Source organism: Streptomyces sp. Tue6028, from assembly GCF_002300165.1.
Taxonomy (GTDB): domain Bacteria; phylum Actinomycetota; class Actinomycetes; order Streptomycetales; family Streptomycetaceae; genus Streptomyces; species Streptomyces siamensis.
Genome location: NZ_MLCE01000023.1, coordinates 339,150 through 358,810 on the forward strand (window position 1 = coordinate 339,150; position 19,661 = coordinate 358,810).

At 72.8% G+C, this 19,661-nt stretch carries 18 protein-coding genes; 6 read left to right on the plus strand and 12 right to left on the minus strand.

From position 1 onward, the window contains the following. Positions 1-5 precede the first annotated feature (5 nt). Entirely contained in the window at positions 6-956 is a 951-nt protein-coding gene (gene deoC, locus BKI49_RS23485) for a deoxyribose-phosphate aldolase (protein ID WP_037765347.1), read from the minus strand. Between the two features lie 715 nt (positions 957-1,671). On the opposite strand from deoC, the gene BKI49_RS23490 reads away from it, so the two are divergent. Beyond that, on the plus strand, positions 1,672-2,352 hold the full coding sequence (locus BKI49_RS23490; RefSeq protein ID WP_095936235.1) for a PH domain-containing protein: 681 nt from the start codon (positions 1,672-1,674) through the stop codon (positions 2,350-2,352). Between the two features lie 25 nt (positions 2,353-2,377). Here BKI49_RS23490 and BKI49_RS23495 read toward each other — a convergent pair whose 3' ends face one another. From BKI49_RS23495 to BKI49_RS23510, 4 genes are all read right to left on the minus strand, one after another. Beyond that, on the minus strand, positions 2,378-3,589 hold the full coding sequence (locus BKI49_RS23495) for a hypothetical protein (protein ID WP_373557579.1): 1,212 nt from the start codon (positions 3,587-3,589) through the stop codon (positions 2,378-2,380). Positions 3,590-3,758: 169 nt separating this feature from the next. Next, positions 3,759-5,399, minus strand: a complete 1,641-nt coding sequence (locus BKI49_RS23500) for a phospho-sugar mutase (protein ID WP_095936236.1) — start codon at positions 5,397-5,399, stop codon at positions 3,759-3,761. A gap of 111 nt (positions 5,400-5,510) precedes the next feature. Further along, positions 5,511-6,335, minus strand: coding sequence for a purine-nucleoside phosphorylase (locus BKI49_RS23505; protein ID WP_095936237.1), 825 nt, complete (start codon positions 6,333-6,335; stop codon positions 5,511-5,513). Between the two features lie 126 nt (positions 6,336-6,461). Then, complete coding sequence (locus BKI49_RS23510) at positions 6,462-6,899, minus strand: gamma-glutamylcyclotransferase family protein (protein ID WP_095936238.1); 438 nt, start codon at positions 6,897-6,899, stop codon at positions 6,462-6,464. 108 nt (positions 6,900-7,007) lie between these two features. On the opposite strand from BKI49_RS23510, the gene BKI49_RS23515 reads away from it, so the two are divergent. Together BKI49_RS23515 and BKI49_RS23520 are read left to right on the plus strand one after the other, a co-directional pair. Beyond that, positions 7,008-8,456 carry an NAD(P)H-quinone dehydrogenase gene (locus BKI49_RS23515; protein WP_095936239.1) on the plus strand — a complete coding sequence of 483 codons (1,449 nt, stop codon included), beginning with the start codon at positions 7,008-7,010 and terminating at the stop codon, positions 8,454-8,456. Positions 8,457-8,633: 177 nt separating this feature from the next. Beyond that, entirely contained in the window at positions 8,634-9,602 is a 969-nt protein-coding gene (locus tag BKI49_RS23520) for a DeoR/GlpR family DNA-binding transcription regulator (RefSeq protein ID WP_078629255.1), read from the plus strand. 78 nt (positions 9,603-9,680) lie between these two features. Here BKI49_RS23520 and BKI49_RS23525 read toward each other — a convergent pair whose 3' ends face one another. Next, entirely contained in the window at positions 9,681-10,226 is a 546-nt protein-coding gene (locus BKI49_RS23525) for a TetR/AcrR family transcriptional regulator (protein ID WP_179332551.1), read from the minus strand. A 277-nt stretch (positions 10,227-10,503) separates the two neighbouring features. Further along, on the minus strand, positions 10,504-12,276 hold the full coding sequence (locus BKI49_RS23530) for an acetyl/propionyl/methylcrotonyl-CoA carboxylase subunit alpha (RefSeq protein ID WP_095936240.1): 1,773 nt from the start codon (positions 12,274-12,276) through the stop codon (positions 10,504-10,506). A 354-nt stretch (positions 12,277-12,630) separates the two neighbouring features. Here BKI49_RS23530 and BKI49_RS23535 point away from each other — a divergent pair, with 354 nt between their 5' ends. Beyond that, positions 12,631-13,122, plus strand: coding sequence for a hypothetical protein (locus BKI49_RS23535; protein ID WP_095936241.1), 492 nt, complete (start codon positions 12,631-12,633; stop codon positions 13,120-13,122). On the opposite strand, the gene BKI49_RS23540 is transcribed toward BKI49_RS23535, so the two are convergent. From BKI49_RS23540 to BKI49_RS23555, 4 genes are all read right to left on the minus strand, one after another. Next, positions 13,123-13,743, minus strand: a complete 621-nt coding sequence (locus BKI49_RS23540; RefSeq protein ID WP_095936242.1) for a Maf family protein — start codon at positions 13,741-13,743, stop codon at positions 13,123-13,125. 67 nt (positions 13,744-13,810) lie between these two features. Beyond that, entirely contained in the window at positions 13,811-13,939 is a 129-nt protein-coding gene (gene mmpB, locus BKI49_RS35960) for a morphogenic membrane protein MmpB (RefSeq protein ID WP_095936324.1), read from the minus strand. Between the two features lie 142 nt (positions 13,940-14,081). After that, positions 14,082-14,291 carry an acyl-CoA carboxylase epsilon subunit gene (locus tag BKI49_RS23550; RefSeq protein WP_028802995.1) on the minus strand — a complete coding sequence of 70 codons (210 nt, stop codon included), beginning with the start codon at positions 14,289-14,291 and terminating at the stop codon, positions 14,082-14,084. A gap of 27 nt (positions 14,292-14,318) precedes the next feature. After that, positions 14,319-15,911: an acyl-CoA carboxylase subunit beta gene (locus BKI49_RS23555; RefSeq protein WP_095936243.1), complete on the minus strand. Its 1,593-nt coding sequence runs from the start codon at positions 15,909-15,911 to the stop codon at positions 14,319-14,321. Between the two features lie 136 nt (positions 15,912-16,047). Between BKI49_RS23555 and BKI49_RS23560 the strand changes: the two genes are divergently transcribed. Then, on the plus strand, positions 16,048-16,923 hold the full coding sequence (locus BKI49_RS23560; protein WP_095936244.1) for a biotin--[acetyl-CoA-carboxylase] ligase: 876 nt from the start codon (positions 16,048-16,050) through the stop codon (positions 16,921-16,923). Positions 16,924-17,242: 319 nt separating this feature from the next. After that, positions 17,243-18,337, plus strand: a complete 1,095-nt coding sequence (locus BKI49_RS23565; protein WP_373557582.1) for an adenylate/guanylate cyclase domain-containing protein — start codon at positions 17,243-17,245, stop codon at positions 18,335-18,337. Between the two features lie 84 nt (positions 18,338-18,421). Here BKI49_RS23565 and BKI49_RS23570 read toward each other — a convergent pair whose 3' ends face one another. Beyond that, positions 18,422-18,943, minus strand: a complete 522-nt coding sequence (locus tag BKI49_RS23570; RefSeq protein WP_257004922.1) for a hypothetical protein — start codon at positions 18,941-18,943, stop codon at positions 18,422-18,424. Positions 18,944-19,661: the final 718 nt, after the last annotated feature.

Here is a 19,661-nt window from a genome sequence, read left to right on the forward strand (position 1 = left end):
GGTGATCAGTCCACCGTCACGTAGTCGGGGCCGGAGTAGCGGCCGGTGGCCAGCTTCTGACGCTGCATCAGCAGGTCGTTCAGGAGCGAGGAGGCGCCGAAGCGGAACCAGTGGTTGTCGAGCCAGTCCTCGCCCGCCGTCTCGTTCACCAGGACCAGGAACTTGATGGCGTCCTTGGAGGTGCGGATGCCGCCGGCCGGCTTCACGCCGACCTGCACCCCGGTCTGCGCGCGGAAGTCGCGGACCGCCTCCAGCATGAGCAGCGTGTTCGCCGGCGTCGCGTTCACGGCGACCTTGCCGGTGGAGGTCTTGATGAAGTCCGCCCCGGCCAGCATGCCGAGCCAGGAGGCGCGGCGGATGTTGTCGTACGTCGACAGCTCGCCGGTCTCGAAGATGACCTTCAGGCGCGCGGCGCCCGAGGCCTCCTTCACGGCGACGATCTCCTCGTACACCTTCATGTAGTGGCCCGCGAGGAAGGCCCCGCGGTCGATGACCATGTCGATCTCGTCGGCACCCGCGGCGACGGCGTCACGCACGTCGGCCAGCTTCACATCGAGCGCGGCGCGGCCCGCCGGGAAGGCGGTGGCCACCGAGGCGACCTTCACGCCGGAGCCGGCGACGGCCTCCTTGGCGACGGCCACCATGTCGGGATAGACGCAGACCGCGGCCGTGGTGGGGGTCGCGGGGTCGGTCGGGTCGGGGTGGACCGCCTTGGCGCCGAGCGCCCGGACCTTGCCCGGGGTGTCCGCGCCTTCCAGCGTCGTCAGGTCGACCATCGAGATGGCGAGGTCGATGGCGTACGCCTTCGCGGTGGTCTTGATGGAACGGGTGCCGAGCGAGGCGGCGCGCGCCTCCAGGCCGACCGCGTCGACGCCGGGCAGCCCATGGAGGAAGCGGCGCAGCGTGCTGTCGGACGCGGTGGCGTCAGCGAGGGCAGCGGGTGCAGAGGTGGGCATGGTCACCAGACGAGCATATCTACGCGCGTAGCGGCTGTACACCCCCGGGGCGGGAGTGGGTGCCTTCTTCGCTCTCCGTGTCGGGGCGCTCCCTGGGCGGAGCGGGGCCGGGCCGTGGCCTTGGCTGTCCGTCCGCATCCGGATTCCGGATCGGGGTGGTCCCGTCCGTTCCTCCCCATTCTGCGGCCGGACGGGATGTCGCCCCCTCCGCCCCTGCCCGTCCCTTGCCCCGGGGCTCCGCCCCGGAACCCCGCTCCTCAAGCGCCGGAGGGGCTGGGTCTTGCCGGGGGAGTGTCGGGGCGGGTGGGAGTCACCCGTCCCTTGCCCTGGGGCTCCGCCCCGGACCCCGCTCCTCAAGCAGCCGGAGGGGCTGGATCATGCCCGTCCGGGGAGGGAGCCATCCGTCCTTTGGCCCCGGGTTCCGCCCCGGAGGCCGTTCCTCGGACGCCGGAGGGGCTGGATCCTGCCGGGAGTGTCCTGGGGCGCCACCCGGTGGGCCGACCGGGCAGTGAGGAAGTCCCGGAGGGCTCGGGGCGGCCGGGCGGGGCCGAAGCCGTGCGGTCGGCCGGTGGGCCGCCTGCCGGTGGGCCGTCGGTCGGTGGGGAGGCTTCAGGGAGGCCGGAGGCGGCTGGTGGGGAGGCTTCCGGGAGGCCGGGGGCGGCTGGTGGGCGGGGTAGGGGTGGGGGTGGTGGGGGCGTCGGGCACAATCGGGGCCATGAGCACCCCGGACCCCCAGTCACCCGTACCGGACGCCTCGCGACCCGAGTCGAAGGACCGGATCTACCGGTCGCCCGCCGGTATCGCGGGCGGCGCCCTGCTGCTCCTCATCGCGGGCTGGCTCGGCGTCGACGCGCTGATCTCGGGGCACGGCCGCACCCCCTGGCTGGCCCTCGCCGCGCTGATCCTCGTCGTCCCGCTGGTGTCCGCGTTCACCCTGCGGCCCGCGGTCTTCGCGAACGAGGACCGGCTGCGCGTCCGCAACCCGTTCCGCGTCATCGTGCTGCCCTGGGCCCAGGTCGCCTCCCTGCGCTCCAGCTACTCCAACGAGGTCGTCGCCGCCTCCGGCACGAAGTACCAGCTGTGGGCGGTGCCCGTCTCGCTGCGCGCCCGCAAGAAGGTCGCCAAGCAGCAGGCGCGTGCCGCCGACGGCGACGGACGCCGTCCGGGCTCGGCGGGCCGCCCGTCGCCGCTGGGCTTCGGCCGCTCCCACCAGCCCGCCACCGCGCCGACCCGTGCCACGACCGACCAGATCATGGACGATCTGCGCCGGCTCGCGGAGACCAGGGCCGGCGAGCCGAGCGCACAGGGCGAGGTCACCGTGCGCTGGGCGTACGAGGTGATGGGACCCGCGATCGCCGGGGCGGTCCTGCTCGCCATCCTGCTGGCGACGGGCTGACCCGCACCCCGCCGGGGCGGCCCGGTCACGGCGCGCTCGGCCACACCAGCGCCATGTACGCGCTGCAGTACGCCGAGAGCAGGATCGCGCCGGTCAGTGCCACGGTGCGGAACCGGGGCGAGGACCGGGCCAGGTGCAGAGCCGCCGGGAGCAGCAGCGGGAAGCCGGGCAGCAGGAAGCGGGCCCGCGGGAAGTAGACGCCCCCGCTGCCGAGGACGATCAGCAGCAGGACCCCGGTGAAGACCAGCAGCGGGAGCGGCTGGCGGTCCCAGAGGGACAGCGCGTACAGGGCGACGGACACCAGCAGCGTCACGGTGACCATGACGAGGAACAGTTCGGGCGCCGAGTTCTGCCCGAGGATCTCCCGCAGCCGGCGCAGGGTCTCGGTGCCCCCGTCCCACTCGTTGTGCCACATCCGCTGGACGGCGAAGTAGCCGTCCCAGCGGTGCAGCCGCAGGCCCACCCAGCCGACGTACGCCAGCCAGCCGGCGGGGGCGGTCAGGGCCGCCGCGAGCGCGCGGGCCGAGAACCCGCGGCGCAGCGACAGCAGGGCCGTGACGGTGACCGCCGCGGCGACCGCGATGCCCGTCGGGCGGGTCAGTCCCGACAGCGCCGCCAGCGAACCGGCCCAGAGCCAGCGGCCGGTGAGCACCGCGTACAGCGACCACGCGGCGAACGCGGTGAACAGCGACTCCGTGTACCCCATCCACTCGACCATGCCCACCGGGAGCGCCGCCCACAGCACGGTCAGCAGGACGCCCACGCGGCGGCCGTGCAGATGGCTGCCCACCGCGTGGATCCCCCAGGCGGCGGCGAAGGAGCCCACGACGGCGATCGCGACGCCGGTCGTGGCACGGGTGCCCGGGGTGACGGCGGCGACCGCCTTGACGAGCACCGGGTACAGCGGGAAGAAGGCGAGGTTGTTGGCGTCGTAGGCGGCGCCCAGCAGACGCGTGTAGCCGTGGTCGGCGATGCCGAGGTACCAGTCCGCGTCCCACTTCGTCGCCAGCAGCGGCCAGACGCCGTGGTGCCGGCGGTGGGCCCACACGGTGAGCACGAGGAGGCCGACGAGGCGTACGGCCGCGTAGGCGAGCAGGGCGGGGCCCGCGCGGCGCAGCGCGGCGCGGAACCGGGCCGCGACGGTGACCTGCCGCGGCCGGCGTGGGGTGGTGGGGGAGAGTCCGCTCGGGGCGTTCCGGGGTGGGGCGGTTGTCGGCCGGGAAGCGGTCGAGGACACGCGGCAGCTCCTGGGACTCGGCGGTGCGCTACCGGTAACCGTGCCTCGGTCCCGCGGTGGCGCCCGGGAGTGCTGCGACAACTGCCGTGCGGAAATCACCCGTAAGGGCGGTGAGGGGAAAGGCGTTCGGTGCGGGCGCGTCCGTTCGACGGGCCCGCACCGGGCTGCCTCAGATGCCGGCGGCGGCCGACAGGTCCCGCTTGATCGCCGCGAGCAGCGCGGTGGCCTCGGCATGGGCCTCGGGGAGGCCGTCCCGGGAACCCACCGGCACCACGACCTCCAGGTAGCACTTCAACTTCGGCTCCGTGCCGCTCGGGCGGACGACGACCCGCGCGCCGTCCAGCGTGTAGCGCAGGCCGTCCGTGGGCGGGAGGGTGTCCGTGCCCTTGGTCAGGTCCTCGGCGTTCGTGATCGCCAGACCGCCGAGCCGCGTCGGCGGCCGCTCGCGCAGGCGCAGCATGGCGTCGGCGATGACGGTCAGGTCCTCCACCCGGACCGACAGCTGGTCGGTGGCGTGCAGGCCGTACTCGACGGCGATGTCGTCGAGGAGGTCCAGCAGGGTCCGTCCCTGCTCCTTGAGCTCGGAGGCGAGCTCGGTGATCAGGAGGGCGGCGGTGATGCCGTCCTTGTCGCGCACGCCGTCCGGGTCGACGCAGTAGCCGAGCGCCTCCTCGTACCCGTAGCGCAGCCCGTCCGCGCGGGCGATCCACTTGAAGCCGGTGAGGGTCTCCACGTACGGCAGGCCGGCCTTCTCGGCGATCCGGCCGAGCAGGGACGAGGAGACGATCGACTCGGCGAAGGTGCCGCGCGCCCCGCGGCGCACCAGGTGCTCGCCGAGCAGCGCGCCGACCTCGTCACCGCGCAGCATCCGCCAGTCGCCCGCTTCGCCGCGCTCCTTGACGGCCACCGCGCAGCGGTCGGCGTCGGGGTCGTTCGCGACGATCAGGTCGGGGCCGGTCTCGCGGGCCTTCGCGAAGGCGAGGTCCATCGCGCCGGGCTCTTCCGGGTTCGGGAAGGCGACGGTCGGGAAGTCCGGGTCCGGCTCGGCCTGTTCGGCGACCAGGACCGGCGCGGGGAAGCCCGCCCGGTCGAAGGCCGCGAGCAGCACGTCCTTGCCGACGCCGTGCATCGCCGTGTAGACGGTGCGGGCGGTACGCGGCGACCCCTTGGCCAGCACGGCGTCCGTACGGGCCAGATAGGCGTCCAGGACGTCCTCGCCGAGGGTCTCCCAGCCGGACTCCGGACGGGGCACGTCGGCGAGCGCGCGGACGGCGTCGATCTCGGCCGCGATCTCCGCGTCCGCCGGGGGGACGATCTGCGAACCGTCGCCCAGGTAGACCTTGTAGCCGTTGTCGCGGGGCGGGTTGTGGCTGGCCGTGACCTCGACGCCCGCCACCGCGCCGAGGTGCCGGATGGCGAAGGCGAGGACGGGAGTGGGCAGTGGCCGGGGGAGCACGGCGGCGCGCAGCCCCGCGCCGGTCATCACCGCAGCGGTGTCGCGCGCGAAGTCAGCGGACTTGTGACGGGCGTCGTAGCCGACGACGACGAGACCGCCGGCCTGCCCGGCGGCCTTCAGGTAGGCGGCCAGACCCGCGGCGGCGCGTATGACGACGGAGCGGTTCATCCGCATCGGGCCCGCGCCGAGCTCGCCGCGCAGGCCGGCGGTGCCGAACTGCAGGGTGCCGCTGAAGCGCTCGGCGATCTCCGTGACGTCCCCGGCGTCGATCAACGCGGCGAGTTCCGCACGGGTGTCCGCGTCGGGGTCCTCGGCCAGCCACGCCTCGGCCCGTGCGATGAGTTCGTCCTGCACCTCGGGTGAACCTCTCTCTTCGTCTTCTACGTCACCGGCGGCCGTCACGACGGGTCCGCCCCTGCGCCCCTGTCGTCCCCCAGGGGCCGGGGAACCGCGGCCGGAGCCGGACTACAGCCGGTCCAGCACCTGGGTGAGCAGCTCGCCCATGCGGGCGGCGGAGTCGCGGCCGGCCTGGAGGACCTCCTCGTGGTTGAGGGGTTCACCCGTCATGCCCGCGGCGAGGTTGGTGACGAGGGAGATGCCGAGCACCTCGGCGCCCGCCTCACGCGCGGCGATGGCTTCCAGGGTCGTCGACATGCCCACCAGGTCCGCGCCGATGACCCGGGCCATCCGGATCTCGGCGGGCGTCTCGTAGTGCGGCCCGGGGAACTGGGCGTAGACGCCCTCCTCCAGGCTGGGGTCGACCTCCTTGCACAGCGCGCGCAGCCGCGGCGAGTACAGGTCCGTCAGGTCCACGAAGTTCGCGCCGACGATCGGCGAGGCGGCCGTCAGGTTGATGTGGTCGCTGATCAGCACCGGCTGCCCGGGGCGCATGCCCTCGCGCAGACCGCCGCAGCCGTTGGTGAGCACGATGGTCTTGCAGCCGGCGGCGACGGCGGTCCGCACGCCGTGCGCGACGGAGGCGACGCCGCGACCCTCGTAGTAGTGGGTGCGGCCCAGGAAGACCAGGGCCCGCTTGTCACCGAGCCGGTACGAGCGGATCGTGCCGCCGTGCCCCTCGACGGCCGGCGGGGGGAACCCGGGCAGCTCGGTGACCTGGAACTCGGCCTCGGGGGAGCCGAGGGCGTCCACGGCCGGAGCCCAGCCGGAGCCCATCACGAGGGCGACGTCGTGGGTCTCGGCGCCGGTCAGCTCGCGCAGACGCGAGGCGGCGGCGTCGGCGGCGGCGTAGGGGTCGCCCTGGATGTCGTCCGGAAGAAGAGATGCGTTCACGCGATGAGCGTAGCCGGTCTTGGCCTACGCGCGTAGATGACGGAGCTCACGGTCTTGCGATCGTTGTCTTGTCGTTTCCGACAAGACGCGCGGCGGAAGACGGGAGAGGTGATCTTCGCGGCGTGCTCAGCAGGGCCGCTTGCGGAGCTCCATGACGTAGTCGTGCGGCGCCCCGGCCGACTCCGCCGCGTCGGCGACCTCGCCGAGGTAGCGCGCCGAGGGGAGGCCGCCCTCGTACCCGTTGAGGACGTACACCCACGCGGATTCCTCGCCCTCCAGCGTGTGCACGCGTACGCGCATCCGCCGGTAGACGTCGAGGCCGACCCCCTCCCAGCGGTCCATGGAGTCCTCGTCCGGCGGGGCGATGTCGTACAGCGCCACGAACACCTGCGAGCCCGGCGCCTCGACGATCGTCGCGAGCGCACCCTCCCAGCCCATGTGCTCCCCGCCGAACGTGAGCCGCCAGCCGTTCAGCCAGCCGATGGCGCGGAGCGGCGAATGCGGGGCGCGGCGCGTCATCAGCCGCGGGTCGAGATTGCCGGCGTACGCGGCGTAGAGCGACATGCGGTCGAGGGTACGGCAGTGGACCCGTGCGCCTCTCGCGTAACAGAAGTGGCTCGAAAGCACGCGCGTCGGCCCCCGGGGCGTCGGCACCTTGAAGCGTGCGGGACAATGGAGTACGTGACTCGGATCGTGATCATCGGTGGCGGACCCGGCGGATACGAGGCGGCCCTGGTGGCCGCCCAGCTCGGCGCGGAGGTGACCGTCGTCGACTGCGACGGTCTGGGCGGGGCGTCGGTGCTCACCGACTGCGTGCCGTCGAAGACCCTTATCGCCACGGCCGAGGTGATGACCACCTTCGACTCCTCGTACGAGGAGCTGGGGATCATCGTCGCCGACGACACGCCTCCGCTGGAGCAGGCGGCCAAGGTGGTCGGCGTCGACCTCGGCAAGGTCAACCGCCGTGTGAAGCGTCTCGCGCTCGCCCAGTCGCACGACATCACGGCCTCCGTCACGCGCGCCGGCGCACGCGTCCTGCGCGGCCGGGGACGCCTGGAGGGCATGCAGGCCCTGGACGGCTCCCGCAAGGTCGTGGTGCGGGCCGCGGACGGCACCGAGGAGACGCTCGTCGCCGACGCCGTGCTCATCGCGACCGGCGGTCACCCCCGCGAGCTGCCCGACGCGCAGCCCGACGGCGAGCGCATCCTGAACTGGACCCAGGTCTACGACCTCGACGAGCTCCCCGAGGAGCTCATCGTGGTCGGTTCCGGTGTCACAGGCGCCGAGTTCGCGGGCGCCTACCAGGCGCTCGGCTCACGCGTCACGCTCGTCTCCAGCCGCGACCGGGTGCTGCCCGGCGAGGACCCGGACGCGGCGGCCGTCCTGGAGGACGTCTTCCGCCGCCGCGGTATGAACGTCATGGCGCGTTCCCGCGCGGAGTCCGCCAAGCGGGTCGGCGACCGCGTCGAGGTCACGCTCTCCGACGGCCGGGTCATCAGCGGGTCGCACTGCCTGATGGCGGTCGGCGCCATTCCGAACAGCAGCGGGATGGGCCTGGAGGAAGCCGGCGTCAAGGTCAGGGACTCCGGTCACATCTGGACCGACAAGGTGTCGCGGACGACCGCTCCGGGTGTGTACGCGGCCGGTGACGTGACCGGTGTTTTCGCTCTCGCGTCCGTCGCCGCCATGCAGGGCCGCATCGCCATGTACCACTTCCTCGGCGACGCGGTGGCCCCGCTGAACCTGAAGACGGTCTCGTCGAACGTCTTCACCGACCCCGAGATCGCCACCGTGGGTTACACCCAGGCGGACGTCGACGCCGGCAAGATCGAGGCCCGCGTTGTGAAGCTGCCGCTGCTGCGCAACCCGCGCGCCAAGATGCAGGGCATCCGGGACGGCTTCGTCAAGATCTTCTGCCGCCCGGGCACCGGGATCGTGGTCGGCGGTGTCGTGGTGGCCCCGCGCGCCTCGGAACTGATCCATCCGATCTCGATCGCGGTCGACAACAATCTGACGGTCGAGCAGATCGCCAAGGCCTTCACCGTGTACCCCTCGCTCTCGGGCTCGATCGCCGAGGTGGCACGGCAGTTGCACACCCGGAAGGCCACCGGAGAGGGCTGAGGCCCGCTGACGTCCCACGACGCTCCCCGGCCGGTCACGGGGAGTCGTCGACCATTCGTACGGCATAGGCGGCGTGAGTAGGCGCCTATACCACCTCGCGCCCTGCCATGCGAACAACTTCTGTTATTCGGCGCAAACTGCTGAAACCAGACGGTCGTTGGGGTTACTGTCAGTTTCGTGTTCGCTGCAGAACGTCGCCAATTGATCCTCGAAATGGTGCGTGCGAACGGGGCCGTGTCGCTCCGTGAGCTCGCCCGCGTCGTCCAGACCTCCGAAGTGACCGTACGGCGGGACGTGCGCGCACTGGAGGCAGAAGGACTCCTCGACCGCCGGCATGGCGGTGCGGTATTGCCGGGCGGGTTCACGCGAGAGTCCGGCTTTCCGCAGAAATCGCATCTCGCGACCGCCGAGAAGACGGCCATCGCCGATCTCGCCGCGGGTCTCGTCGAAGAGGGCGAGGCCATCGTGGTGGGCGCGGGGACCACCACGCAGGAGCTGGCACGCCGGCTCGCGCGGGTGCCCGGACTGACCGTCGTCACCAACTCCCTGCTGGTGGCACAGGCGCTGGCCCACGCCAACCGTGTCGAGGTCGTGATGACCGGCGGCACCCTGCGCGGTTCCAACTACGCCCTGGTCGGCTCCGGCGCCGAGCAGTCCCTCCAGGGGCTGCGCGTCTCCCGGGCCTTCCTCTCCGGGAGCGGGCTGACCGCCGAGCGGGGCCTGTCCACGTCCAACATGCTCTCGGCGTCCGTGGACCGGGCCCTGGTGCAGGCGGCGGCCGAGGTCGTCGTCCTCGCCGACCACACCAAGCTCGGCACGGACACGATGTTCCAGACCGTGCCGACCGACGTGATCACGCGTCTGGTCACCGACGAGCCGCCGGCGCACGACGACCGCGCGGTCACCGAACTCCAGGCGCTGGCCGACCAGGGCGTCCAGATCGCGGTGGCGGGGTCATCCGCCTCGGGCGGCGCGGGAGGGGATCCGGTCCCGGCGGGGCGTCAGCCACGCCGGGACGTGCCCCTCCCGGGACCGCGCCGGGGCCAGGTGGTTCCGGGCACGGGCCCGCAGCTGCGCAGCGCCACGGTCCTCGGGGAACAGCCGCAGGGCGAGCGGGCCAGGGTGGCCGATCTCCGCCGCCGCTGACCGCTCCTGACGGGCCCTCCGGCACTCCCGCGGGGGCCTGCGACGGGGCCTGTCCCACCGGCCGGGCCCCGCGCGGGGTCACGCCTTCAGGCCACGCAGGGTCAGGCCGAGCAGACGGTCCGCCAGTTCGGGCTCGTCAGGGGTCTCCTCGGCGGCCAGCGCGATCGCGTTGGTCAGCTGGAGCAGATCGCCGATCGAGACGTCGGGGCGTACGGCACCGGCGTCCTGGGCGCGGCGCAGAAGGGCGCTGCCCGCCTCGGTCATCGGGCCGCTGCACCGCGCGAGATCCGAAGTGTCGTCCCGGGCGGCCGACATGAGGGCACGCGCGAGCCCGCGGTACTCACCCGCATGAGTGATGATGGCGCGCAGCCACTCCACCAGGGCGGTGCACGGCTGCGGTGCGTCGAGGAGCTCACGCGAGCGGGACAGGAGGTCGCCGACCGCGTCCTCGAACACCGCGCTCATCAGGGAGTGCCGATTGGGGAAGTGGCGGTACAGCGTGCCGATCCCCACCCCCGCACGCCGGGCCACGTCCTCCAGGGACGCGTCGGTGCCGTGCTCGGCGAACGCGGACCGCGCCTCGGCGACCAGCCGTTCGTGGTTGCGCCGGGCGTCGGCACGCATGGCGCGCGGCGCCCCGTGGCTCACCGGGGACGCGGGGACGTGCGCCCTCTCCCGTGCGGTCGGGCCCGCCATGGTCGCCACCTGACCTCTCCTGCCGTGCGGATGCGGTCCAGCATGCCATCGGCGCCCGCGGGCGGTCGCCCCGGGCGGCACCCGCACGCCCGGACGGTGACGGGCGCCGGAAGGACCGGAGCGCCCGACGGACCGGTCGATGCGGTCCGCCGGGCGCTCCCGGGTTCGGTACTGCTGTGCTGTTGTCCGCGGCCGTGGCCGCGGGTCAGTCCTTGATCTCGCAGATGGCGGCGCCCGCGGTGACGGAGGCGCCGACTTCGGCGGACAGGCCCTTGATGGTGCCGGAGCGGTGGGCGTTGAGCGGCTGCTCCATCTTCATCGCTTCGAGGACGACGACCAGGTCGCCTTCCTTGACCTCCTGGCCCTCCTCGACAGCGATCTTGACGATCGTGCCCTGCATGGGGGAGGCCAGGGTGTCGCCCGACGCGACGGGGCCCGACTTCTTGGCGGCGCGACGCTTGGGCTTGGCGCCCGCGGCGAGGCCGGTGCGGGCCAGCGACATGCCCAGGGAGGAGGGCAGGGAGACTTCCAGGCGCTTGCCGCCGACCTCGACGACGACGGTCTCGCGGCCCGGCTCCTCGTCGGTCTCGGCGTCGGCCGGAGCGGCGAACGGCTTGATCTCGTTCACGAACTCGGTCTCGATCCAGCGGGTGTGGACCGTGAACGGGTTGGTGGTGCCGGTCAGCTCTGGGGCGAAGGCCGGGTCCTTGACCACCGCGCGGTGGAAGGGGATGGCGGTGGCCATGCCCTCGACCTGGAACTCCTCCAGGGCGCGGGAGGCGCGCTGCAGGGCCTGTTCGCGGGTGGCGCCGGTGACGACGAGCTTGGCGAGCAGGGAGTCCCAGGCGGGGCCGATCACGCTGCCGGCCTCGACGCCGGCGTCCAGGCGCACGCCGGGACCGGTCGGCGGGTCGAAACGGGTGACGGTGCCGGGGGCGGGCAGGAAGTTGCGGCCCGGGTCCTCGCCGTTGATGCGGAACTCGAAGGAGTGGCCGCGCAGTTCCGGGTCGTCGTAGCCGAGGGCCTCGCCGTCGGCGATACGGAACATCTCGCGGACCAGGTCGATGCCGGCGACTTCCTCGGTGACCGGGTGCTCGACCTGGAGGCGGGTGTTGACCTCGAGGAAGGAGATCGTGCCGTCGTTGCCGACGAGGAACTCCACGGTGCCCGCGCCGACGTAGCCGGCCTCCTTGAGGATGGCCTTGGAGGAGGAGTAGAGCTCCTGCACCTGCGCGTCGGACAGGAAGGGGGCGGGAGCTTCCTCGACGAGCTTCTGGTGGCGGCGCTGCAGGGAGCAGTCGCGGGTCGAGACGACGACCACGTTGCCGTGGGTGTCGGCCAGGCACTGGGTCTCGACGTGGCGGGGCTTGTCGAGGTAGCGCTCGACGAAGCACTCGCCGCGGCCGAAGGCGGCGACGGCCTCGCGCACGGCCGACTCGTACAGCTCCGGGACCTCTTCGAGGGTGCGGGCGACCTTCAGACCGCGGCCGCCGCCGCCGAAGGCGGCCTTGATCGCGATGGGCAGGCCGTGCTCCTGGGCGAACGCGACGACCTCGTCGGCCCCGGAGACCGGGTCGGGGGTGCCGGCGACCAGCGGGGCACCGGCGCGCTGGGCGATGTGCCGGGCGGCGACCTTGTCACCCAGGTCGCGGATGGCGTGCGGCGGCGGGCCGATCCAGATCAGGTCGGCGTCCAGAACCGCCTGCGCGAACTCCGCGTTCTCGGACAGGAAGCCGTAACCGGGGTGGATCGCGTCCGCCCCCGAGTCCTTGGCGGCCTGGAGCACCTTGGCGATGTCCAGGTAACTGGTGGCCGGGGTGTCACCGCCCAATGCGAACGCTTCGTCCGCCGCACGGACATGCAGAGCGTCCCGGTCCGGTTCGGCATACACGGCAACGCTCGCGATCCCGGCATCCCGGCATGCCCGGGCCACGCGGACAGCGATTTCGCCACGGTTGGCGATGAGCACCTTGCGCACGATGGCTCCCTCCTTGAAACAAGCCGAGTTTAGGGACAGCCGACACGACGTTTCGACCCGTCCCCAGTGGTGAGCTTGCCCACACGGAGCGTGATGCGGGGCTCGACCGACCCGCGAAATCCCTTGTCGCACCGCAGCACGCTGGAATCCTTCCCTGAACCCTAGCCCTCCGGTGTGGTCAAGGTCTCTGTGACTCCGTGCTGCGGCCCACAAGGTTTCTTTGTGGAGTCCCTACGAATGGCCCAATGATTCTTTGCCCCGCGCAGACCTCTTGTCCCGCGGTTTACCCGTTAGTAGCGTTCGCGATGTCTTGACGTACTGGGAGTAACAGCACGCGGAAGTGGGTGGGGACCGGTGGTGCGCAGACCGGTGGCGTGGGTGACGGCGATCGTGCTCTTCGTGGAGGCGATCGGCATCGCGCTGCTGAACTGGTTCCTCGGCGTGGTCGTCGACCGCCAGGACATGTCCCTGGCAGGGCTCGACCCCGACATGATGTCCGTGTCGTCGAAGGTGGGCGGGCTGGTCTTCGGCCTGTACTTCGCGGCCTGTGCCCTCACCGCCCTGCTGGTCGCCCTCCGCGACCGCGCACCGCGCGTTCTCGGGCGTGTCCTGCTGATCAGCGCCGCCGTGGTGCACGGCCTGCTCGGCGCGTTCACGGTGGGGCTCGTGGGCTGGGGCGCGTTCGCCTTCATGATGGTCGTGCTCGGGCTGATCGTGTTCACCCTGCTGGCGTACGACCGCCGTGAGGCGGCCGGTCCGGCCGACGCCGTGCCCGAGGGTGGCAAGGACGGAGACAACGGCGGAGGAGCCCCGGTCGCGGCCCCTCCGGCCCCCTCCGCCTCCTGATCACTTCTCCCGCGGCGTCCACAGCTCGGTGATGCCGACGCCCAGCTCGGCGAGGAGCCTGCGCACGAGCGGCAGCGAGATGCCGATGACATTGCCGTGGTCGCCGTCGATGCCCTCGATGAACGGCGCCGAGCGGCCGTCGAGGGTGAAGGCGCCCGCCACGTGGAGGGGTTCGCCCGAGGCGACGTAGGCGGCGATCTCCTCGTCCGTGGGCTCGCCGAAGCGGACCACGGTGGACGCGGTCGCCGAGGCGTAGCGCTTGGCCGCCGTGTCGTAGATGCAGTGCCCCGTCTGGAGGGTTCCGGCCCGGCCGCGCATCGCCTTCCAGCGCGCGGTGGCCTCCTCGCTGTCCGCGGGCTTGCCCAGGGCCTGGCCGTCCAGGTCGAGGACGGAGTCGCAGCCGATCACCAGTGCGCCCTGCACCTCGGGGCGGGCCGCGACGACGGAGGCCTTCGCCTCGGCCAGCGCGAGGGCGAGTTCGGCGGGGGTGGGGGCGCTGACGGCCTCCTCGTCCACCCCGCTCACGATCACCTCGGGGGCGAGTCCGGCCTGCCGCAGCAGGTTGAGCCGGGCGGGGGACTGCGAGGCCAGCACGAGACGGCGGCGCGGCTGATCGGTCATGCGCTCAGGGTATCGGCGCGGTCCGGGCCGCCGGCCGGTGTCCGTCCGCTCCGCCCGACCGGGCGGCTCACATCACGCCGAGCAGGATCATCGCGAGCACCATGGCCAGCGCCACGAGAATGCCCAGGCGCCGCAACATCTCCTGCATGTCGCGGAGTTCCTCGGGGGGTTCGTTCTCGGGGTCGGACCACAGCATGTCCCCGATCGTGCGGCGGACGGGGGGCCGGGCGCCTGAGTACGCGTACTCAACTTCCGGGGGCTCACGGGACACGGACCCGGGGTTCCACCGGCCGGCCCGGGACGTCCCGCGCCGGCCGGTTGAACCCCGGGCCGTCGTCCTAGCCGGGCCAGTAGGTGCGGCCCCACGCCTTCGGCCCCGGGGCCGGCAGGCGGCTCATCGCCAGCCGGGCCGGGTCGGCCCAGGCGTCCGGCTCGCGGCGCGCGCCCGACGGGGCAGAGGCCGCCGCCGCGGCGCGCGCCCTGACCACCGCCAGTGCGGCGGCCAGCTCCTCAGGGGTCGGATTGCCCCGTACGACCTTGATCGTCATGTCTGCTCCCAGGAGTCCGATCGGGGTCTAGAGGGGGATGTTGCCGTGCTTCTTCGGAGGGAGTGATTCCCGCTTGGTGCGCAGCTGACGCAGGCCGCGGACGATGTGCGAGCGGGTCTGCGAGGGCATGATCACGCCGTCGATGTAACCGCGTTCGGCGGCCGTGTAGGGGTTGAGGAGCGTGTCCTCGTACTCCTGGATGAGGCGGGCGCGGGTGGCGTCCTGGTCCTCGGCGGCGGCGATGGTGCGGCGGTGCAGGATGTTGACCGCGCCCTGGGCGCCCATGACGGCGATCTGGGCGGTGGGCCAGGCCAGGTTGATGTCGGCGCCCAGGTGCTTGGAGCCCATGACGTCGTAGGCGCCGCCGAAGGCCTTGCGGGTGATGACCGTGATCAGGGGCACGGTGGCCTCGGCGTAGGCGTAGATCAGCTTGGCGCCGCGGCGGATGATGCCCTCGTGCTCCTGTCCGACGCCGGGCAGGAAGCCGGGGACGTCGACGAAGGTGATGACCGGGACGTTGAAGGCGTCACAGGTGCGCACGAAGCGGGCGGCCTTCTCGCTGGCGTCGATGTCCAGGCAGCCGGCGAACTGCATCGGCTGGTTGGCGACGATGCCGACGGGGTGGCCCTCGACGCGGCCGAAGCCGGTGAGGATGTTCGGCGCGAACAGCGGCTGGGTCTCGAAGAACTCGGCGTCGTCCAGGACGTGTTCGATGACCGCGTGCATGTCGTACGGCTGGTTCGCGCTGTCGGGCACGATGGTGTCCAGCTCGCGGTCCTCGTCGGTGAGGGCGAGGTCGGCCTCCTCGGCGAACGCGGGAGGCTCGGAGAGGTTGTTGGACGGCAGGTACGACAGGAGCTGCTTGACGTACTCGATGGCGTCCTTCTCGTCGCCGGCCATGTGGTGGGCGACGCCGGAGGTGGCGTTGTGGGTGCGGGCGCCGCCCAGTTCCTCGAAGCCGACGTCCTCGCCGGTGACCGTCTTGATGACGTCGGGGCCGGTGATGAACATGTGCGAGGTCTGGTCGACCATGATCGTGAAGTCGGTGATGGCGGGGGAGTAGACCGCGCCGCCCGCGCAGGGGCCGACCACGAGCGAGATCTGCGGGATGACGCCGGAGGCATGGGTGTTGCGGCGGAAGATCTCGCCGTACATGCCCAGCGCGCTGACGCCTTCCTGGATACGGGCGCCGCCGGAGTCGTTGATGCCGATGACCGGGCAGCCGGTCTTCAGCGCGAAGTCCATCACCTTCATGATCTTCTGGCCGAAGACCTCGCCGAGCGCGCCGCCGAAGACGGTGAAGTCCTGCGAGAACACGGCGACGGGGCGGCCGTCGACCATGCCGTAGCCGGTGACGACGCCGTCGCCGTAGGGACGGTTCTTCTCCAGCCCGAAGTCGGTCGAGCGGTGCCGGGCGAACTCGTCGAACTCGACGAAGGACCCCTCGTCCATCAGGAGTTCGATGCGCTCACGGGCCGTCAGCTTGCCCTTCGCGTGCTGCTTCTCGACGGCGCGCTCCGAGCCGGCGTGCGTCGCCTCTTGGATGCGGCGCTGCAAGTCCGCGAGCTTGCCCGCGGTGGTGTGGATGTCGGGGTGTTGCAGCTCTTCCGGCTCGGACATCGGGATGCGGCTCCCTGCCTGCTCTAGGGGGACGTGAGGGTGAGGTGCTCAGAAGGGGGACTTGCTACTCATCCGTAGCGTAGTGGCGTGCCTACCGTTCAGCAGTGCGGCGTTTACCACACCTAGGGTGGGTTGCATGACGCCGCGAGATGCTTCAGACGCGAACGACAACCGGTGGTCCGACCTGGACCGACCGCCCCTGAACGCCACCGCCCTGAACCGGGCGCTCGTCCGCGAAGGCGAGCACGGCAGCCTGTGGCGCGATGTCCAGGTGGTGGAGCGCACCGGATCCACCAACTCCGACCTCGTCGCCCTGGCCGGCGACGGGAAGGCGGACGAGGGCGCCGTCCTCGTCGCCGAGGAACAGAACGCCGGGCGCGGCCGTCTCGACCGCAGCTGGACGGCGCCCGCCCGCTCCGGCCTCTTCTTCTCCGTCCTGCTCAAGCCCACCGGGGTCCCCGTCGAGCGCTGGGGCTGGCTGCCGCTGCTCACCGGCGTCGCCGTCGCGACCGGGCTGTCCCGCGCCGCCGGCGTCGACACGGCACTCAAGTGGCCCAACGACCTGCTGGTGACCGTCGACGGGGAGGAACGCAAGGCCGGAGGCATCCTCGCCGAGCGCGCCGGGACGGACTCCGTCGTGGTCGGCATCGGCATCAACGTCACCCTGCGCGAGGACGAACTGCCGGTGCCGGGGGCCGGGTCGCTGGCGCTCGCGGGAGCGGTGAGCACGGACCGTGACACCGTGCTGCGGGCCGTGCTGCGGTCCCTGGAGGACTGGTACCTGCGGTGGCGCGACGCCGCCGGCGACCCCGTCGCATCCGGTCTCCAGGAGACGTACGCCGCCGGGTGCGCGACGCTCGGACGAGTGGTCCGCGCCGAACTGCCGGGCGACCGCTCGATCACCGGCGAGGCCGTCGCCCTGGACGGGGACGGCCGGCTGGTCATCGCCACGGAAACGGGCGTGCAGCAGCCCGTCGGCGCGGGCGACGTGGTGCACCTGCGGCCCGCGTAGGGAGCCCCGGCGGCCGAAAACCCCCGGCCGGGACGGTGCCCGTGGAAACCTCCCGACCTGGGTCCCGGCGTCGGGAGTGAGCCAGCGCACACCTGCCGTAGAGTTGAGCGCGGCCGATATCTGACCTCGGCAGATCGGAAGGGCAGCAGGCGTGACCGTCGACGACACCGGCTCCGACGCGGGCGCCCGGCCCGCCCCTGACGGCGAGCCGGGCCGTACCGCCGGGCCGGTCACCGACGCGTCGCCCTCGCCGGCCGACGCCCGGCCCGGGACACGGCCGGACGCCGGGTCCGACACGGGCCCCGACGCCCGTACCGACCTGAACGGCCGCATGGACCTCCCCGCCGAGCCCGAGGACGGCGAGGACCCCCTGGCGCTCCGCCTGGAAGGGCTCATCCTCGGCGCGGAGCGCCGCTACACGCCCTTCCAGGCAGCCCGCAGCGCCGGTGTCTCCATGGAGCTGGCGTCCCGCTTCTGGCGGGCCATGGGCTTCGCCGACATCGGGCAGGCCAAGGCGCTCACCGAGGCGGACGTGCTCGCCCTGCGGCGCCTGGCCGGTCTCGTCGAGGCGGGGCTGCTCAGCGAGGCCATGGCAGTGCAGGTCGCCCGTTCCACCGGCCAGACCACGGCCCGTCTCGCCGAGTGGCAGATCGACTCCTTCCTGGAGGGCCTCACGGAGCCTCCGGAACCGGGGATGACCCGCACCGAGGTGACGTACCCCCTGATCGAGCTGCTCCTGCCCGAGCTGGAGGAGTTCCTCGTCTACGTCTGGCGGCGCCAGCTCGCCGCCGCCACCGGCCGGGTCGTGCAGGCGGCGGACGACGAGGAGATGGTCGACCGGCGCCTCGCCGTCGGCTTCGCCGACCTCGTGGGCTTCACCCGGCTGACCCGCCGCATGGAGGAGGAGGAACTCGGCGAGCTCGTCGAGGCCTTCGAGACCACTGCGGCCGACCTGGTGGCCGCGCACGGGGGACGCCTCATCAAGACCCTCGGCGACGAGGTGCTGTACGCGGCGGACGACGCCGGGATCGCCGCCGAGATCGCGCTGCGGCTCATCGAGACGATGGCGCACGACGAGACGATGCCCGAGCTGCGCGTCGGCATCGCCTTCGGCACGGTGACCACGCGGATGGGCGACGTGTTCGGCACCACCGTGAACCTCGCGAGCCGGCTCACGTCGATAGCACCGCGCGACGCCGTCCTGGTGGACGGCGCGTTCGCGGAGGAATTGATCCGCACCGGGGAGGCCCCGGCCTCCGAGGCGGAGGCCGCCGAGGCCGCGGCCACCGCCGAGAAGGAGGGCGAGGAACCGCCCACCTACCGTTTCGCCCTCCAGCCGATGTGGCAGCGCCCGGTGCGTGGCCTCGGTGTGATCGAGCCGTGGTTGCTCGCACGCCGGGACACCGAGTCGTAGTCCTGGGCATCCGCGCACCGGCCGGGCCGTAGGCCGGTCGTCGCGGCGGGCCGGACACCGGGGCACCGGCCGGCCGTCGGCCGCTCATCCGGGCAGACCCGGGAGGCCGGGCGCCGACAGCCCGTGCACACAGATGCCGACGATCGGGACGCACACGCCTGGCGGCTCGGGCCGCGGCGCCGGGGCGTGACTGCTGGCGCCCGGCGTCGGAGTGGCCGGGGCGGTCGTCGCCCGCGGCGGCGGGGTGGTCATCGGCACCGAGGGGATGCCCGTCGCGCCCGGTGCGTCGCTCGCGACGGCACTGCCGTGGGGCCACGGTGTCGTCGGGACGGCCGAGGGCGTCGTCGGGGGCGCCGTGGGAGTGCCGCTGTCGTCCGATGCCGGAGTCGTGGCGGCACCGCCCATCACGCCGGACGCCGTGGCGGCGGTCGATCGCGCAGAGGGCACCGCCTCCACCGTGGTGACGGCGGACCCCGCCGAGCCCGCGGGGTCGGTGGCGTTCCCCGCGCGCGGCTCGGCCTCCGCGCTCCCGCCGCCCCCGATCACCGAGTCGGGGGCCACCCGCGCGAGGCTCAGCACCCCCGCGGCGAGCGCGAGTCCCCCCACGGCGAAGAGCACGCGCCTCGGCCGCGGCCTGCGGTGCCGGCCCCGCACGGGGCGGAACCGCCCGGGCGCGACGGCCGCGTCCCCGGACTTCGGCGCCCCCTCGCGAGGGCGGGGCCCCGAGGGCTCGGTGCGGGTCCCGCGGGCACCGTCCGCCACGGGGGCGGACCGGACCGGGCCGCCCTTCGTGCCGCCACCACCGCTTCCGGAGCGCCGAGCGCTGCCTGAGGCGCCTTCCGGGGTGCCGCTGCCGGCCGTATCGCTCTCCGGGGTGCCGTCGGTGTCCGTGCCGGCCCTCGACGCGCCGCCCACCGACGACCCGCCGTCGTCCGCGGCCCCGTGGGTGGCGTCCCCTGCCGTGTCGGTGGGTGTGGGGGTGAGGTCGTCCGGTCGGGCCGCGGCGATGGTGGGGGCCGGGGCCGTTCCGCAAGGAGCCGGATCTGTCGTGCGGGCCGGCGCGGGGCCGGTCCGTGGCGCGCTGCTCTTCGTGGGGCCGGCCTGAGGTTCCGGGCGGGTCCTGTCGACGTCTGTCGTATGGCCGTTCGTCATGGTCGTCCCTCCCCTACGTGCCCGCGCCCCCCGAAGCGCTGTGGCGGTGCGCAGGTTATGCACGGTTCGCGCGCGATGGGCGGGAGTTGGGCCGGATGTCACCCGAACGGGGACGTACGGGGCGGGGGAGCGGGTTTCCTGGGGCGGCGTCGGCTGCGATGATCGGGGCGTC

What these genes read in the sequence shown, in the direction of transcription:
- deoC (WP_037765347.1), bottom strand. Translation starts at nt 956, where the DNA reads ATGCCCACCTCTGCACCCGCTGCCCTCGCTGACGCCACCGCGTCCGAC.
- BKI49_RS23490 (WP_095936235.1), top strand. Translation starts at nt 1,672, where the DNA reads ATGAGCACCCCGGACCCCCAGTCACCCGTACCGGACGCCTCGCGACCC.
- BKI49_RS23510 (WP_095936238.1), bottom strand. Translation starts at nt 6,899, where the DNA reads ATGTCGCTCTACGCCGCGTACGCCGGCAATCTCGACCCGCGGCTGATG.
- BKI49_RS23515 (WP_095936239.1), top strand. Translation starts at nt 7,008, where the DNA reads ATGGAGTACGTGACTCGGATCGTGATCATCGGTGGCGGACCCGGCGGA.
- BKI49_RS23525 (WP_179332551.1), bottom strand. Translation starts at nt 10,226, where the DNA reads ATGCGTGCCGACGCCCGGCGCAACCACGAACGGCTGGTCGCCGAGGCG.
- BKI49_RS23540 (WP_095936242.1), bottom strand. Translation starts at nt 13,743, where the DNA reads ATGACCGATCAGCCGCGCCGCCGTCTCGTGCTGGCCTCGCAGTCCCCC.
- mmpB (WP_095936324.1), bottom strand. Translation starts at nt 13,939, where the DNA reads ATGCTGTGGTCCGACCCCGAGAACGAACCCCCCGAGGAACTCCGCGAC.
- BKI49_RS23550 (WP_028802995.1), bottom strand. Translation starts at nt 14,291, where the DNA reads ATGACGATCAAGGTCGTACGGGGCAATCCGACCCCTGAGGAGCTGGCC.
- BKI49_RS23555 (WP_095936243.1), bottom strand. Translation starts at nt 15,911, where the DNA reads ATGTCCGAGCCGGAAGAGCTGCAACACCCCGACATCCACACCACCGCG.
- BKI49_RS23560 (WP_095936244.1), top strand. Translation starts at nt 16,048, where the DNA reads ATGACGCCGCGAGATGCTTCAGACGCGAACGACAACCGGTGGTCCGAC.